The following is a 14,461-nucleotide window of genomic DNA, read 5'->3' on the forward strand; positions in this document are numbered from 1 at the left end:
GGACCCCGCAACGTGGGGGACGCGACCCCGCAACGTTTGACAAGTCGCGTGACCAATATGACCTAAACCCCCGCGGAGGCCCGGGCACGAAGTATCGTGGCCCGCGGCCGGGGCGCAGCGGGGCGCCTGGCGGAAAGGTCTCGAACGCACCATGACGACTGCACTCAGCAGCACGCCGGCCGCGGTAACTCGGCGCGCCATTGCCAATACGCTCAAGGGCTCGGCCGGAAACCTCATCGAGTGGTACGACCTGTACGTCTACTCGGCGTTCTCCTCCTACTTTGCGACCTACTTCTTCAACGGCAAGGACCCGGTCCAGGCGCAGATCGACGCCTATCTGACGTTCGCCCTCACTTTCCTTATGCGCCCTGTGGGCAGCTGGTACTTCGGCCGGTTCGCCGACCGTCGAGGACGCCGGGCCGCCCTCACCGTGAGCGTGAGCCTCATGGGCGTCGGCTCGCTGCTCGTCGCAGTCCTCCCGGGCATCGCCCAGATCGGCGTGTGGTCGACCGTCCTCATGTACGCGTCGCGGCTCCTCCAGGGCTTCTCCGTAGGCGGCGAGTACGGCACGAGCGCCACCTACATGAGTGAGGTCGCGACGGCGAAGCGCCGGGGCTTCTTCTCGAGCTTCCAGTACGTCACGCTCGTGGGCGGGCAGGTGCTCGCGCTGCTCACGCTCGTCATCCTGCAATCGGTCCTGGGCGAGGGGGACCTCAAGGCGTGGGGCTGGCGCATCCCGTTCGCGATTGGCGCCGTCGCGGCCCTCGTGGTCCTCTGGCTGCGCCGCACGATGGACGAGACCATTCCCCAGGCGCAGGTCCGCGCGGCGGAGGCTCACGTTGCCGAGAACCAGGCGAGCGCCGAGCCCGGCACGCTCAAGCTGCTCTTCACGAAGCACTGGAAGGCGTTCGTCGTCGTCGTCCTTCTGACGATGGGCGGGACGTGCGCGTTCTACCTGTACACGACGTACATCCTGAGCTTCATGAACAACGTCTCCCACATCTCGAAGACGCAGACGTCGGTCATCAACTTCTGGGCCCTCTTCGTGTTCATGCTCCTGCAGCCGGTCTTCGGCCTGCTCTCCGACAAGATCGGCCGCCGCCCACAGCTCATCGTGTTCGGCGTGCTCGGCGCGATCTTCACGTGGCCCATCATGGCGACGCTGGCCGGCGTCAAGGACCCCATCGTCGCGTTCGTGCTCATGCTCGCTGGTCTTGTGATCGTGGTGAACTACACGTCGATCAGCGCGCTCGTGAAGGCCGAGCTGTTCCCGTCCTCCATCCGGGCACTCGGTGTGGGTCTGGGGTACGCGGTCGCGAACTCGCTCTTCGGCGGCACCGTTCCGTTCATCGGCGAGTGGCTCTCGAGCTCGGGCCACAAGGAGTGGCTCTTCACGTACGTGACGGTCACGATCGTGATCTCGCTCGTCGTCTACATCTTCTTCCTGCCGAGCAAGAAGAAGCCGACCCCGCTCGACGACGAGCTCGGCCACGCGTTCGACTACACCCGCGCCCCGTAGTACCGCCCGAGCGTCTCCGCCTTGAACTCCCAGAAGGTGCCGTCCTCGATCGCCTTTCGCGCGTCGTCGACCATGCGCACTACGAAGCGCTCGTTGTGGATCGAAATGAGCGTGTGGGAGAGGAGTTCCTTCGCCTTGTAGAGGTGCCGGATGTAGGCGCGCGAGTAGTTCTGGCACGTGTAGCAGTCGCAGCCGTCCTGGAGGGGACCCCAGTCTCGGCGGTACTTGGCGCCCGCGAGGTTGAGCCGGCCCTCGGCTGTGTAGAACGCCGAGTTGCGGGCCACGCGCGTCGGGGAGACGCAGTCGAAAGTGTCGGCGCCCGCCTCGATCGACACGAAGATGTCGTCCGGCTCGGAGATTCCGAGCAGGTGCCGGGGCTTGTCCTCGGGCAGCTCCTCGGAGCACCAGCCCACAATCGTGCCGAGGTTCTCCTTCTCGAGCGCGCCGCCAATGCCGAAACCGTCGAACGGCATGGCGCCGAGGTCCCGGCACGCCTTGCGGCGGAGGTCCTCGTACTGGGCGCCCTGGATCACGCCGAACAGGGCCTGGTACGGCTTGCCCGCGCGCTCGTCCGTGAGGCGGAAGTGTTCGGCGACGCAGCGCTCGGCCCAGCGGCGCGTGCGTTCGAGCGACTCCTCCTGGTAGCCGCGCGAGTTCTGCAGCGTGGTGAGCTCGTCGAACGCGAACATGATGTCCGCGCCGATCTTGTGCTGGACGTTCATCGAGATCTCGGGGGAGAAGCGGTGCCGGTCGCCGTTGAGGTGGCTCGTGAACCACACACCGTCCTCGTCGACGTGGGCGAGCCGCTCCTTGCCGGGGGCCACGGCGTCGTCCGCCCCGGCTGGCGCGCTCGCGGCGACGCTCATCTCGATGACCTTCTTGAAGCCCGAGCCGAGGCTCATGACCTGGAACCCGCCCGAGTCCGTGAACGTGGGCCCGGCCCAGTTCATGAACTTCCCGAGCCCGCCGGCCTCGTCGAGGATCTCCGGCCCCGGCTGGAGGTACAGATGGTACGCGTTCGCGAGCACGGCCTGCGCCCCGAGGTCGCGGACCGACTCCGGCAGGACGGCCTTGACCGTGGCCTTCGTGCCGACCGCGATGAACGCGGGCGTCTGGATCTCGCCGTGCGGCGTCGTGATCGTGCCGGTCCGGCCGAGCGTTACGTCCCCGCCTCTGCCCTTGCCGGGATCGCCCGTGAGGCGCGCGTCGACGCGGAAGGCGAACTCGGACTGGCGCGGATGGTCGGAAGGCACCATCCAAGTGTGCCGTACCGATTTACGCATCAGCGCGCCGCACAGTCCGGGCACAGCGTCGTCCCCTAATCTCATCCCAGAGCAAGAGGAGGGTCCATGAGGCATGGGGGAGGCGCCAGGCGGCGCCGGCGGCTTCCGTTCGAGCGGATCCTCGGGCGGACGGCGCGCGTACGACGGCGGCGGCTCACCCTCCTTGCCTTCGGCGCAGTGCTTCTGGTCGCCGCCGGGACGGTCAGCATGGCGGGTCTGACCGCAGGCGCGGTCCGCGCGGCCGGAACGGGGCGCGTGCCCACGCCGCCGCCGTCGGCCGTCACCCCGGTTCCCGCACGCTCGGGCGCGGCGAAGAGCTCGCCGCAGCCCTCTCAAGGGGCGGGGTCCGGCCAAGCCAGCGCGCCGCCGTCGTCCGCTGGTCAATCCGGCGCTGGTCAATCCGGCGCTGGCCAAGCGGGTGCGAGCCAATCAAGCTCCGGCGAGCCGTGGCAGGCGCTGCCGGCCGCGGCGCAGGACGTCGTCTCCCAGTTCGTCTCAGACCAAGGCGCGGCGGGCGTCGCCGTCGCGGTGTCCGCGGGGCAGAACCAGTACCTCGCGACGGTCGGGGACGCGTCGGACGGCGTCGTGTGGTCGGCGGACACGCGCTCGGCGTTCCGCAGCATCACGAAGAGCTTCGTGGGGACGGTCGTGCTGCAGCTCGTCGCGGAGGGCAAGCTGAGCCTCGACGACCCGATCTCGCGCTACGCGCCCGACCTGGCCTCGGTGCAGTACAACGGCGCGGACGCGGGGAGCCAGATCACGGTGCGCATGGCCCTCGAGATGCGTTCGGGCCTCGCCGAGTTCTCGGGCACGCAGGACTTCTCGGACCAGCTCAGCACCGACTACACGGGATCGTTCACGGACGATCAGCTCCTCGGCTACGCGTTCGCGCAGCCGCTCGACTTCGCGCCGGGGAGCGCCTACGAGTACAGCAACACGAACTTCGTGCTCCTCGGCAAAGTGGTCCAGGCCGTCACGGGCAACTCGTGGGACCACGAGGTCCAGCGGCGCATCCTGACGCCGCTCGGGCTTGGCTCGGTGGGGTACTCGGGGGCCGGCGACCCCTCGAGCAGCGACCCGTCGCGGCCCGTCGCGACGCCGTACGAGATCGATAGCAACTCGAACCTCGAGAGCCTCGCCCAGGTGAGCCCGTCCCTGTACGGCGCGTCGGGCGGGCTGTTCGGCGACATCGGCGACCTCCTGCGGTGGGGCCACGCGCTCGGCTCGGGGGCGCTCCTACCCGCATCCGTCGAGCGGCAGCGGCTCACCGCCGTCTCGCAGCCCAGCACGGACCCTGGCAGCCCGGACTACGACGCCTACGGCCTCGCCGCGGGCGAGATCGACGGCTGGTGGGGCCACACTGGGACGGGCCTCGGCTACGAATCCCTCACGATGTACCAGCCCTCCACGGGCATGACGGCCGCGATCCTCATCAACACGCAGCTGCCGAACCCCAACGGCCCGGCCATCCTCTTCAAGCAGCTCGAGGGAGCCCTCGCGGGCATCGCGGGCTAGATCCGGTGTGGCCCCTTCCGGGCTGCGTCAAACTGCGATACAAAGACGGCGGGGGATTACGCGCCCTTCGCCCTGCCGTCGCTCTTGCACCTGGGTGGCGGCCGGACGGCCGACAAGGAGGTCCTGATGTCCGGTCATGACACGCCAGCGCCCGACCAGCGCCCCAACCCCGAAGCTTCGCCCGGCGGGCTCACCCGCGACACGCCAACCCGCGGCCCCGCACGGCCCCTGCCCTACGTCATCGCAGGGATCCTGCTCGCGGCCGCGATCGTCCTGCCGCTCGTGCCGTCGCTCTATTCGTTCGATCAGCCGCGATGGGGCGGCATGCCCTTCTTCTACTGGTACCAGCTCCTGTGGGTCCCCATCTCGGCGACCCTGAGCGGCATCGCCTATTGGCTCACCGTCTCGGAGGACCGACGACGGCGGGCGGCAGTTCGCGGGGCCGGTTCGGCTGCGGCGCCCAAGGGCGGTGATGCGGCATGACCCGCGAAGTCAACTGGGTGGCACTCGCCATCGTCATCGTGCTGTTCGTCGTCGTCGCCATCATGGGCTTCATGGCGTCGAATTGGCGGCGCTCGAAGGAAGCCACGGGGCTGCACAGCCTCGACGAATGGGGCCTCGGCGGCCGCGGCTTCGGCACGTGGATCACGTGGTTCCTGCTCGGCGGCGACCTGTACACGGCGTACACGTTCGTCGCGGTGCCCGCCGCCATGTATGCCACGGGCGCCGTGAGCGGCTTCTTCGCGGTGCCGTACACGATCGTGCTGTACCCGATCATCTTCATCATCATGAGCCGACTCTGGTCGGTGTCCCACCGGCACGGCTACGTCACCGCCGCCGACTTCGTGGGCGGGCGCTACGGGAGCCGGTGGCTTTCGCTCGCGATCGCCCTCACCGGCATCGTCGCGACCATGCCGTACATCGCGCTCCAGCTCGTGGGGATCAAGTCGGTCCTCACCGTGCTCGGCCTCGGCAGCTCGAGCAACATGCTTCTGACCGACCTCCCGCTCATCCTCGCGTTCGTGGTCCTCGCCGCGTACACGTACACCTCGGGCCTGCGCGCGCCGGCGATGATCGCATTCGTGAAGGACATCCTGATCTATCTCGCGATCATCGTCGCGGTCATCTATCTGCCGATCAAGCTCGGCGGCTGGGACACGATCTTCAACGCGGCGCAGGCCAAGCTCGGCACCGTGAACCAGGCTACCGGCAAGCCCGCCGGCGTCTTCATCACGAGCCCCACGAACTTCGCGTCCTACTGGACACTCGCTCTCGGCTCGGCGATGGCCCTGTTCATGTACCCGCACTCGATCACGGGCGTCCTCGCGTCGAAGGGCCGGAACACGATTCGCCGCAACGCAGCCATCCTGCCGCTGTACTCGCTCATGCTGGGGTTCCTTGCGCTCCTCGGCTTCGTGGCGATCAAGGCCGGGACCAAGCCGATCGACCTCGACGGGTCCGCCAACCCGCAGCTCGTGGTCCCGCAGCTGTTCCTGGACGCCTTCCCGTCCTGGTTCGCGGGGATCGCGCTCGCGGCGATCGCGATCGGCGCGCTCGTGCCCGCGGCGATCATGTCGATCGCGGCCGCGAACATGTTCACGCGCAACATCTACCGCGACTTCTTCAAGCCGGACGCGGACCCGAAGACTGAGGCGAACGTCTCGAAGGTCGTCTCGCTCCTCGTGAAGGTCGGCGCGCTCGTGTTCGTCATCGCGATGGACCAGACCACCGCGATCAACCTGCAGCTCCTCGGCGGCATCTGGATCCTCCAGACGTTCCCCGCGGTCGTTGCGGGCCTGTACACGCGCTGGTTCGACCGGTGGGCCCTGCTCATCGGATGGGCCGTGGGCATCGTCTTCGGAACGATCTCGGCGTACAACGTGGTCAACCCGACCACGAAGGCCCACTTCGGCGGATCGCTCTCGCCGATCCCGGGGACGGACATCAACGTGTACATCGCGGTGACGGCGTTCGCGCTCAACCTGATTGTCGCGGTCGTGCTCACGCTCGTGTTCCGCGCGCTCAAGGTGCCGCAGGGCAAGGACCTCACGCGTCCCTCCGATTTCGGCGCCGACGAGACGGATCCCAAGGTGGTTCAGCTCGAGAAGGCGGAGCGGTTCGTCAGGCCGGGTGGCCCGCCGCCGGTCGCCTAGCCACCCACCCGTCTCGGGTACAGATGATCTGTACCCGAGACGGTGTGAGGGGCGTTGGTGTACTCGAGACGGTGTGGGGTGACGGGCGACGGCGCTGGCTTGCCTTAACGGGCGACGGCGTCGAGTTCGATCCGGATTCGACGGTCGAGTTCGTCGTCGTCGTAGACCTCGGAGCCGCCGTGCGCACGGAGATGCAGGAGCGTGTCGAGGCGGAGGATGCGCCAGCTGCGCTCCTCGGCCTCGTCCCCGGCGTTCGCGGCGCGCGTCGCCTCTTTGTCGTACAGGTTCGGCTCGTTGAGCGTGCGCTGCCGGACGCGGGCCGCCATCTGGGCCCTGAACGGATCCGTCTCGGCCGTCTCGGGCGCTCGCAGGAGCTCGCAGTACACCTCGGCGCGCCCCTCTTCGTTGCGTTCGCGGGCAAGGTGCGCCGCGAGGGCGAGCGCGGACTCGACCGACGACCAGCGGCCCGGGTTGCCGTCGAACGGAACGACCGCGAGGATGTCGGCGACCTTGAGCGAGTAGTCGGCGTCGCGCTGCCCGAGGTAGAGCTCGAACGAAAGATCGCGGAGGTCCTTGAGGCACGCGCCCGACTTCATGTTGACGCCCCTCGCGAGCCGCTCCGAGAGCTCGTGGACGGCGTGCCGTCCGGGGTGGGTCGCGTCGATGTGCCGGATGAGGTCCTCGGGATTGCCCTCGAGCGGTGGGATGAGGCCAAGCTGGGCAGCCGTGGGCCCGGTCGCCTCGCTGCGTGACTTCCCGGGAACGACGACGACGTCCCCCGTGTCGAGCGTGATCCTGGTGGGCGGGCGCTCGTCGTCGTGCGAGTCGGCGTCGAACGCCGCGTCGTCGAGGAAGGAGGTTCCGCCCGCGTCGTCGTGGCGCGGCCTCTCGTGGCCCGACTCGGGGGCGGGGGCCTCGGCCAGCGAGGCGGACTGTGCTTCGGGAGAAGCACTCGTGCCGGACGCGCCCTGGGCCTCGCCGCCGTCGTCCGTTGCGGGAGCCGCAGCAAGCTTGGGTGACTCGGTCGCGTTCAAGGGGGCCTCGGCGCCGTCACTCGGCACCTCGTTGTCGCGGGGGTTCGCGAGGCCCAGCGCCCGCCGCAGCAGATCGGCCCGGCTTCCCTCGCGCTTGGGCGAGGGGGTCTCGGGCTCGCTCGCGGCGTCCCCGGCGTCTGGCGCCTTCGGTCCCGCGAAGAGGAGGTCCGCGGGCCGGGCCGGCTTGGGAACGACGATCCGGACCACCGTTCCGTGCGCGACGCGGAGGTTCACGTGATTGTCGAGCGCAGCGAAGTAGAGCGCGGGCTGCTCGTAGTCGTCCAGCACCGCGTCCACGTCGAGGACGTTTGCCGTGGTCTCTCCGTCCGGGAGCACGAGCCGCTGGCCCGGGCTTAGTTCGGAGGCTTCGATCTCCAGTAGCCTTTCGGCTCCAGAGGGCATCGACCCGCTCGGCTCGGTGTCTGGGCTGTACTGCATGCGGAGTCCTTCAAGTAGCTGTCGGTCCGTCGCCAGTCTATAAAGAAGCGGTAACGGCCGTGCCGGAGGCGCGCCAAGGCGGCGCCTGTGAAGGGTGCGCCCCGAGCGGACTCAGCCGGGGATGCCCGCGAACGCGAGCGCCTGGCGCACGAGCTCGCCGCGGCCGCCCATGAACTCGGCCTGGACCGGGCCGCTCAGCACGTCGGCGGGGGACATCCAGGTCAGCTCGAGCGCGTCCTGGCGCGGCTGGCACTCGCCCGCCACCGGAATCACGTACGCGAGGGCCACGGCGTGCTGCCGCTCGTCGGTAAAGCCGGTCTGCGAGGGCGAGGGGAAGTATTCGACGACCGTGAACGGCACGGGGCTCACGGGAAGCTGCGGGAGCGCGAGGGGCCCGAGGTCCTTCTCGAGGTGCCGGAGCAGGGCAGCACGGATCGTCTCCTTGTAGAGCACACGGCCCGAGACGAGCGTGCGCATCATGTTGCCGTCGTCGTCCGCCTGGAGCAGGAGGCCCACCTCGTTGACGTACCCGAGAGGGTCGAGGCGGACCGGGACCGCCTCGACGTAGAGCATGGGCAGGCGGTTCCGGGCCTCATACAGGTCCTCGGGGGACAGCCAGCCTGGATACGGGTCGGGGGTGCGCACTGCCATGGTTATGTTCTACAACATGTGGCCTCGGGGCGTCATGCCCGCGAACAGGGTGCGTCCGCCGGGGAGGGGCGGCCGGTACCCTTTGGCTCATGGCCGTGGACCTTCCTGAGCTGCTCGTGCCCGACTCCGACGCGTGGCGCGCGTGGCTCGCCGAGAACCATGCCACGAGCTCGGGCGTGTGGCTCGTGCTCCACAAGAAGGGCGGCGCAGTCACGAACCTCGCCTTCGAGCAAGCGCTCGACGGCGCGCTGTGCTTCGGGTGGGTTGACGGCCAGATCGGCCGCCGCGACGACGGCAGCTACGTCACGCGGTTCACGCCGCGGGGACCGAAGAGCAAATGGTCCAAGCTCAACGTCGCGAACGTCGAGCGCCTCGAGGAGGCGGGCCTCATGACGGAGGCGGGCCGCGCCGTCGTCAATTCCGCCAAGGAGGACGGGCGCTGGGAGGCCGCGTACGCGGGGCAGGCCTCAGCCGAGGTCCCGCAGGATCTCGCCGACGCGATTGCGGCGAACCCCGAGGCGCAGGCAATGTTCAACGTGCTCACCGCCGTGAACCGCTACGCCCTCATCTACCGCACGGAATCCGCCAAGAAGCCCGAGACGCGGGCCCGGAAGATCGCCGACTTCGTGGCAATGCTCGCCCGGCACGAGACCATCCACCCGCAGAAGCGCGTGCCGTAGCAGAGACGACGCAGCCGTAGCAGACTGGACCCATGTCACAGGACACTCCCGAGGCGCGGCTGCACGCGACGGTGAAGGGGATGGTCCAAGGCGTGGGCTTCCGCTACTGGACGCGGGGCGAGGCGGATCGGCTCGGCCTCGTGGGGAGCGCGGGCAACCGCCTCGACGGCACGGTCGAGATCGTGGCGGAGGGGAATCTGGACGACGTCGAACAGCTCCTCAAGTGGCTCCAGTCCGGAGACACGCCCGGGCGGGTCGAGGGCATCGAGGCGACCATCGGGCCCGCGACGGGGGAATTCAGGCGCTTTTCGCTCTGGTGAGCGCCGGCTAGGCCCAGCCGCGGAGGTAGTCGAGCTGCGCGGCCACGGAGTTCTCGGCGGCGCGGCGCACCGACGGGTCGACGTCCGCGTACACGAGATCCGCGACGGCGCCCACCGACGCGTCGTCGCCGAGCTCGGCGAGCGCCTCGCGGATCTGATCGAGCCGCTCCTCGCGGTGCGCGAGATACGCGCGGGCCACGGCGGCGAGGTCCGGCAGGACCGGCCCGTGCGCGGGGAGCACGGTCATGGGACCGGAGGCCGCGAGCGCAAGGCCCTCGAGCCGCCGCATCGAGGCGAGGTAGTCGCCGAGCCGCCCGTCGGGATACGAGATGACGGTCGTGCCGCGCCCCAGGATCGTGTCGCCGGTCAGCACGGAGCCGTGGTCGCCGTCGTCCGCGAGAAGGAGGGAGATCGAATCCGCGGTGTGCCCGGGCGTGGCGAGCACCTCGATTCGCGCGCCAGCGGCCTCGATGACCTCGCCGTCCACGACGGCGGGCCCGCCGAGGCACAGCGCCGCGTCGAGCGCACGCACGGGCGCACCCGTGAGCCGGTGGAAGTCCGCGGCACCCTCGGTGTGGTCGGGATGGTGGTGCGTGATGAGCACGAGCTCGACCCGCCCCGCCGCGGCGAGCTCAGCGAGATGCGTCGCGTCCCGCGGTCCTGGATCGACGACGACGACGGGCACGCTCGCGTTCGCGGCGTCCTCGCCCGAGACGTCTCGAGCCGAGATGACGTACGAGTTCGTCCCGTCGAGGCTCATCGGCCCGGGGTTCGGCGCGAGCCGGTAGCGCGTCAGGGCGGAGCTGGTGACCCACATGGCCCCAGACTAGTCCGCGACGGCTAGTCCGCGATCGGGAACGCGACGCCCTCGCCGATGACCTTGAGCGCGAGGTCCATGCCGCGGCGCGCCATCGCGGCGTTCCAGTGGCGGATCGTGATGACCTCGCCGCCGCCCCGGATGCGCGGATCGAGGGGCTGGCCCTCAGGCCGATCGGAGAGCTTGATGCGCACCGAGGACTCGGGCCCGAAGTAGTCCCAGTCGAGCACGGTCCCGTGGATGGGCGATTCGCTCGCGATCCGGATCTGCTCGGGCCGCAGCATGATCTGCACGTGGCCCTGCGTCGTGGGGTGGCGCACGGGGATCGGGCCGAGCGAGCACATGGCGAGGCTGCCCTCGAGCCAGGCATCGAGGATGACGGCGTCGCCCAGGAACTCCGCCGTCGCCCGGTCCGCGGGGCGCGTGTACACGACGAAGGGGTTGCCGATCTGCGCGAGTTTGCCGCCGCGCATGACGGCGACCTGGTCGGCGAAGCTGAGCGCCTCGGCCTGGTCGTGGGTCACGAGGATCGTGGTCACCCCGGCCTTCGCGAGCACCTTCGCGACGGCGCGGCGGGTGGCGACGCGGAGCCCGGCGTCGAGCGCGGAGAACGGCTCGTCGAGCAGCATGACCTCGGGCTCGCGGGCCATCGCGCGGGCCAGGGCGATGCGCTGCTGCTGGCCGCCGGAGAGCTCGTGCGGGCGGCGCTTCGCGTACGATCCGTCGAGCGCGACCATCTCGAGGAGCTCCTCGATGCGCGTCGCGACCGCCTTCCGGCCGCGGTACTTCGAGTCCCCGAAGCGGCCGGTGTCGAGCCCGAACGCGATGTTCTGGCCCACGGACAGGTGCGGGAAGAGGGCGCCGTCCTGCGCGACGTAGCCGATGTTGCGCCGGTGCGCGGGCACCCACGCGTCCCCGGCCACGGTCTCGCCGTCGAGCACGATCCGCCCCGAGTCGGGTGATTCGAAGCCCGCGATGAGCCGCAGGAGCGTCGTCTTGCCGGACCCCGAGGGCCCGACGATCGCGGTCGTGCCGCCCCGCGCGACGTGCAGGTTGATGCCCTTTAGCACGGAATTCGTCGCGCCGCGGCGCCCGAACGTCTTGGTGACCTCCTCGATCTCGAGGTGGTGGTCCGCGGTGTCCGCGATGGACCGGGCCACTCGCGGCTCGGGGAGGCGGGACGCGAAGTTGGGGGTGGGGCTCTGTTCGGTCACTGGCCGGCTGCCTTCTTGGACTGCTGGAACAAAAGGTAGGTCATGGGTGCGGAGAGCAGGATCATGAGGAGCGCGTAGGGGGCCGCGCCCGCGTAGTCGATGCCGTTCGAGAGGTTCCAGAACTCGGTGGCGAGCGTTGAGGTCCCGGTCGGCGAGAGCAGGAGCGTCGCCGTGAGTTCATTGACGACGGCGAGGAACACGAGCGCTGCGCCGCCGGCCGCCGCGGGGGCGGCCAAGCGGAGGGTCACGCGGAAGAACGCGGCGACGGGGCGGCGTCCGAGCGCGCGGGCCGCCTCCTCGAGCTCCTTCGGCGCCTGGGCGAGACCAGCGCGCAGGCTCACGAGCGCGCGCGGGAGGAACAGCAGGACGTACGCGGCGACGAGCAGGAGCGTGGTCTGGTAGATGTCCGGGATCGCATGCAGCGCGACCGTGACGAACGCGAGCGCGAGGACGATGCCCGGCATCGAGCTCGTGACGTAGTTCGCGAGTTCGAGCGTCTTGCTGAGCCAGCCCGGGAACCGGACCACGAGCCACGTGAGCGGGAACGCGGCGACGACAGTCGCGAGCGCTCCGAGGAGGCCGAGCCACAGGCTCTGGCCGAGGGCCGTCGAGAGGGCGGTGAAAGCGTCGTCCTCCCAGATCTTGGCGCCGCCGGCGATGAGCCAGCGCCCGATCACCCACACGGGAACGCCGAACGCGAGCACCGCGACGGCCACGAGCGCGAGCTGCGACGGAACCTGGAAGCCGCCCAGACCCAGGCGCGTCGGCGCCGCCTGGGCGCCCGAGCCGAGCTTCGCGTAGCGCGCGTTGCCGCGGGCGCGGGCCTCGATCGCGAGCATCACGAGGCACAGCACCACGAGGACGCTCGCGAGCATGTTGCCGGCGGCCCCGTTGAACGTCGAGCGGTACTGCGCCATGATCGCGGTGGTGAACGTGTCGAAGCGGATCATGGCGAACGCGCCGTACTCGGAGAGCAGATGCAGCCCCACGAGGAGCGCGCCGCCCGCGACGGCGATGCGCAGCTGGGGGAGCACGACGCGGAAGAACACCTTCCACGGCCCGAGCCCGAGCGACGCCGCTGACTGCTCGAGCGCGGGGTCGAGCCGCGCGAGCGTTGCCGCCGTGGGGATGTAGACGAGCGGGTAGTACGAGAGGGTCGCGAGCAGCACGCCCGAGCCGAGCCCCGCCATCGACGGCACCACGGAGACCCACGCGTACGAGTTCACGAACGCCGGGATGGCGAGCGGCGCCGCGAGCAGCACGGCCCAGATCCGGTGCCCGAAGAGCGTGGTTCGCTCCACGAGCCACGCGCCGCCAACGCCGATCACGAGGCACAGCGGGACGCTGATGACCACGAGCCACACCGTGTTGCCGAGCAGTTCGAGGACGCGTGGCCGGAAGACGAGGGCGACGGCGGTGTCCCACCCGGTCGCGATCGTCATGGCGACGACGAAGCCGAGGGGGACGAGCGATATCGCGCCGACCGCGATGCTCAGGACCAGGACCGGCAGGGGGATGCGCGTGCGGACAGAGCGCAGCTGGAGCCAGCGGCGGGCGCCACCGCCCGGTCCGCCCGACGCCACGGCCGCGCCTGCCGAGACGCCGGCGGCCCCGGCAGGGGAATCCTGCCGGGGCGCCGTCACTTCGGTGCCGGCGGACGCCGAGCCTGAGCCCGGCCGCGCCGCGTGGAACCGTGGAGTCTGCTTGGTCCTGAGTGGCAAGGGTTAGAGCAGTCCTGCCTGTGTCATGAGGTCCGAGACCTTCTTCGAGTTGAGCTTCGCGGCGTCCACGGCCGGGGCCTGGAGGTCGCTCAGCGGGACGAGCTTGGGGTTGGCGGCGACGCCGGACCCCACAGGGTATTCGAAGGACGAGCCCGTCTGGAGGACCTTCTGGCCGTCGGCCCCCGTGACGAACGCGAGGAACTTCTGCGCCGCGGCCTGGTGCTTGCTCGAGGCCAGGACGCCGCCGCCCGAGACCGAGACGAACGCGCCCGGGTCCTGGTTCTTGAAGTAGTGGAGGCCCACGTTCTTCGAGTTCTCGCCCGTCTTCGCCTGGTCGCCGAAGTAGTAGTAGTGGTAGATGACCGCCATGTCGACCTCGCCGGCGTTGACGGCCTTCATGGCCGTGCTGTTGCCCTTGTAGGCCTTCGAATTGTCCTTCATGGCCTTGAGCCAGTCGAGGGTGGCGCTTTCGCCCTTGAGCTCGAGCATCGCCGAGACGATCGCCTGGAAGTCAGCGCCCGAGGGCGACGCGGCCCACCGGCCCTTCCAGGCCGAGTCCGAGAGGTCCATGAGGGACTTCGGGAGGTCGCTCTCCTTGAGCTTGGCCTTGTTGTAGACGAGGACGGTCGAGCGGGCGGCGATGCCGACCCACTTGCCGGACGACGGGCGGTAGGCCTCGGGCACGTTGTTCTTCGCGTCGGTCCCCGGGTCGGCGAAGAGGCCCGCGTTCTCGACCGCGCTCATCGCGGGGGAGTTCTCGGTGAGGAAGACGTCCGCGGGGGAGTTCTTGCCCTCTTGGATGAGCTGCTGGGCCATCTCGGTGTCGTCGCCGTTGCGGAGGTTGACCTTGATCCCGGTCGCCTTCGTAAACGCGTCGACCCACGTCTGCGTGAGCTCCTGGTGCTGGGCGTTGTAGACGGTGATGGTGTCCCCGGCGGCGGCCGTGCCGGCCGCGCCTTCCGATGTTGCCGAGCCCGACGACGACGAGCTGCCGGCACCGCCGCCGCACGCGGAGAGGCTGAGCGCGGCGACCGCGGCCAGCGCGACGCCCGCGAGGGCCTTGGAACGGATCTTCACAGAAGGTCCTTTCGTAGCTGATGAGGGCCGGCGCGGGGG

General features: G+C 69.7%; 13 protein-coding genes. 6 read left to right on the plus strand and 7 right to left on the minus strand.

Annotation, left to right across the window (positions count from 1 at the left end; genetic code table 11):
- The first annotated feature begins 151 nt into the window (after positions 1-151).
- Positions 152-1,519, plus strand: a complete 1,368-nt coding sequence (locus ACOKR1_RS03195; RefSeq protein ID WP_422935325.1) for an MFS transporter — start codon at positions 152-154, stop codon at positions 1,517-1,519.
- On the opposite strand, the gene tgt is transcribed toward ACOKR1_RS03195, so the two are convergent.
- A complete protein-coding gene (tgt, locus tag ACOKR1_RS03200) occupies positions 1,501-2,775 on the minus strand; it encodes a tRNA guanosine(34) transglycosylase Tgt (RefSeq protein ID WP_422935326.1) in 1,275 nt (424 codons plus the stop codon). The two genes, ACOKR1_RS03195 and tgt, sit on opposite strands and share 19 nt — an antisense overlap.
- A 93-nt stretch (positions 2,776-2,868) precedes the next feature.
- Here tgt and ACOKR1_RS03205 point away from each other — a divergent pair, with 93 nt between their 5' ends.
- From ACOKR1_RS03205 to mctP, 3 genes are all read left to right on the plus strand, one after another.
- Complete coding sequence (locus ACOKR1_RS03205) at positions 2,869-4,317, plus strand: serine hydrolase (RefSeq protein WP_422935327.1); 1,449 nt, start codon at positions 2,869-2,871, stop codon at positions 4,315-4,317.
- A gap of 126 nt (positions 4,318-4,443) precedes the next feature.
- Positions 4,444-4,800 carry a DUF3311 domain-containing protein gene (locus ACOKR1_RS03210; RefSeq protein ID WP_422935328.1) on the plus strand — a complete coding sequence of 119 codons (357 nt, stop codon included), beginning with the start codon at positions 4,444-4,446 and terminating at the stop codon, positions 4,798-4,800.
- On the plus strand, positions 4,797-6,470 hold the full coding sequence (mctP, locus tag ACOKR1_RS03215) for a monocarboxylate uptake permease MctP (protein ID WP_422935329.1): 1,674 nt from the start codon (positions 4,797-4,799) through the stop codon (positions 6,468-6,470). Before ACOKR1_RS03210 ends, mctP begins: the two co-directional genes overlap by 4 nt.
- 104 nt (positions 6,471-6,574) lie before the next feature.
- On the opposite strand, the gene ACOKR1_RS03220 is transcribed toward mctP, so the two are convergent.
- Positions 6,575-7,942: a DUF6707 family protein gene (locus ACOKR1_RS03220; protein WP_422935330.1), complete on the minus strand. Its 1,368-nt coding sequence runs from the start codon at positions 7,940-7,942 to the stop codon at positions 6,575-6,577.
- 111 nt (positions 7,943-8,053) lie between these two features.
- Positions 8,054-8,593 (minus strand): NUDIX hydrolase family protein, encoded by a 540-nt coding sequence (locus ACOKR1_RS03225; RefSeq protein ID WP_415856039.1) that lies wholly within the window; start codon positions 8,591-8,593, stop codon positions 8,054-8,056.
- Between the two features lie 89 nt (positions 8,594-8,682).
- Here ACOKR1_RS03225 and ACOKR1_RS03230 point away from each other — a divergent pair, with 89 nt between their 5' ends.
- Entirely contained in the window at positions 8,683-9,273 is a 591-nt protein-coding gene (locus ACOKR1_RS03230) for a YdeI/OmpD-associated family protein (RefSeq protein ID WP_422935331.1), read from the plus strand.
- 32 nt (positions 9,274-9,305) lie between these two features.
- Entirely contained in the window at positions 9,306-9,593 is a 288-nt protein-coding gene (locus ACOKR1_RS03235; RefSeq protein WP_422935332.1) for an acylphosphatase, read from the plus strand.
- 7 nt (positions 9,594-9,600) lie between these two features.
- Here the strand turns inward: ACOKR1_RS03235 and ACOKR1_RS03240 are convergent, their stop codons facing one another.
- From ACOKR1_RS03240 to ACOKR1_RS03255, 4 genes are all read right to left on the minus strand, one after another.
- Positions 9,601-10,410 (minus strand): MBL fold metallo-hydrolase, encoded by an 810-nt coding sequence (locus ACOKR1_RS03240; protein WP_422935333.1) that lies wholly within the window; start codon positions 10,408-10,410, stop codon positions 9,601-9,603.
- 23 nt (positions 10,411-10,433) lie between these two features.
- A complete protein-coding gene (locus ACOKR1_RS03245) occupies positions 10,434-11,624 on the minus strand; it encodes an ABC transporter ATP-binding protein (RefSeq protein ID WP_422935334.1) in 1,191 nt (396 codons plus the stop codon).
- Complete coding sequence (locus ACOKR1_RS03250; RefSeq protein WP_422936540.1) at positions 11,621-13,141, minus strand: ABC transporter permease; 1,521 nt, start codon at positions 13,139-13,141, stop codon at positions 11,621-11,623. Before ACOKR1_RS03250 ends, ACOKR1_RS03245 begins: the two co-directional genes overlap by 4 nt.
- Positions 13,142-13,348: 207 nt before the next feature.
- On the minus strand, positions 13,349-14,422 hold the full coding sequence (locus tag ACOKR1_RS03255) for an iron ABC transporter substrate-binding protein (protein WP_422935335.1): 1,074 nt from the start codon (positions 14,420-14,422) through the stop codon (positions 13,349-13,351).
- Between the last annotated feature and the right edge of the window lie 39 nt (positions 14,423-14,461).

This window comes from Sinomonas sp. P47F7, from assembly GCF_049332655.1.
Lineage (GTDB): Bacteria > Actinomycetota > Actinomycetes > Actinomycetales > Micrococcaceae > Sinomonas.

Bases quoted from the DNA above. Each gene is read 5' to 3' on its own strand.
- ACOKR1_RS03195 (WP_422935325.1), top strand. From the start codon at position 152: ATGACGACTGCACTCAGCAGCACGCCGGCCGCGGTAACTCGGCGCGCC.
- tgt (WP_422935326.1), bottom strand. From the start codon at position 2,775: ATGGTGCCTTCCGACCATCCGCGCCAGTCCGAGTTCGCCTTCCGCGTC.
- ACOKR1_RS03205 (WP_422935327.1), top strand. From the start codon at position 2,869: ATGAGGCATGGGGGAGGCGCCAGGCGGCGCCGGCGGCTTCCGTTCGAG.
- ACOKR1_RS03210 (WP_422935328.1), top strand. From the start codon at position 4,444: ATGTCCGGTCATGACACGCCAGCGCCCGACCAGCGCCCCAACCCCGAA.
- mctP (WP_422935329.1), top strand. From the start codon at position 4,797: ATGACCCGCGAAGTCAACTGGGTGGCACTCGCCATCGTCATCGTGCTG.
- ACOKR1_RS03220 (WP_422935330.1), bottom strand. From the start codon at position 7,942: ATGCAGTACAGCCCAGACACCGAGCCGAGCGGGTCGATGCCCTCTGGA.
- ACOKR1_RS03225 (WP_415856039.1), bottom strand. From the start codon at position 8,593: ATGGCAGTGCGCACCCCCGACCCGTATCCAGGCTGGCTGTCCCCCGAG.
- ACOKR1_RS03230 (WP_422935331.1), top strand. From the start codon at position 8,683: ATGGCCGTGGACCTTCCTGAGCTGCTCGTGCCCGACTCCGACGCGTGG.
- ACOKR1_RS03235 (WP_422935332.1), top strand. From the start codon at position 9,306: ATGTCACAGGACACTCCCGAGGCGCGGCTGCACGCGACGGTGAAGGGG.
- ACOKR1_RS03240 (WP_422935333.1), bottom strand. From the start codon at position 10,410: ATGTGGGTCACCAGCTCCGCCCTGACGCGCTACCGGCTCGCGCCGAAC.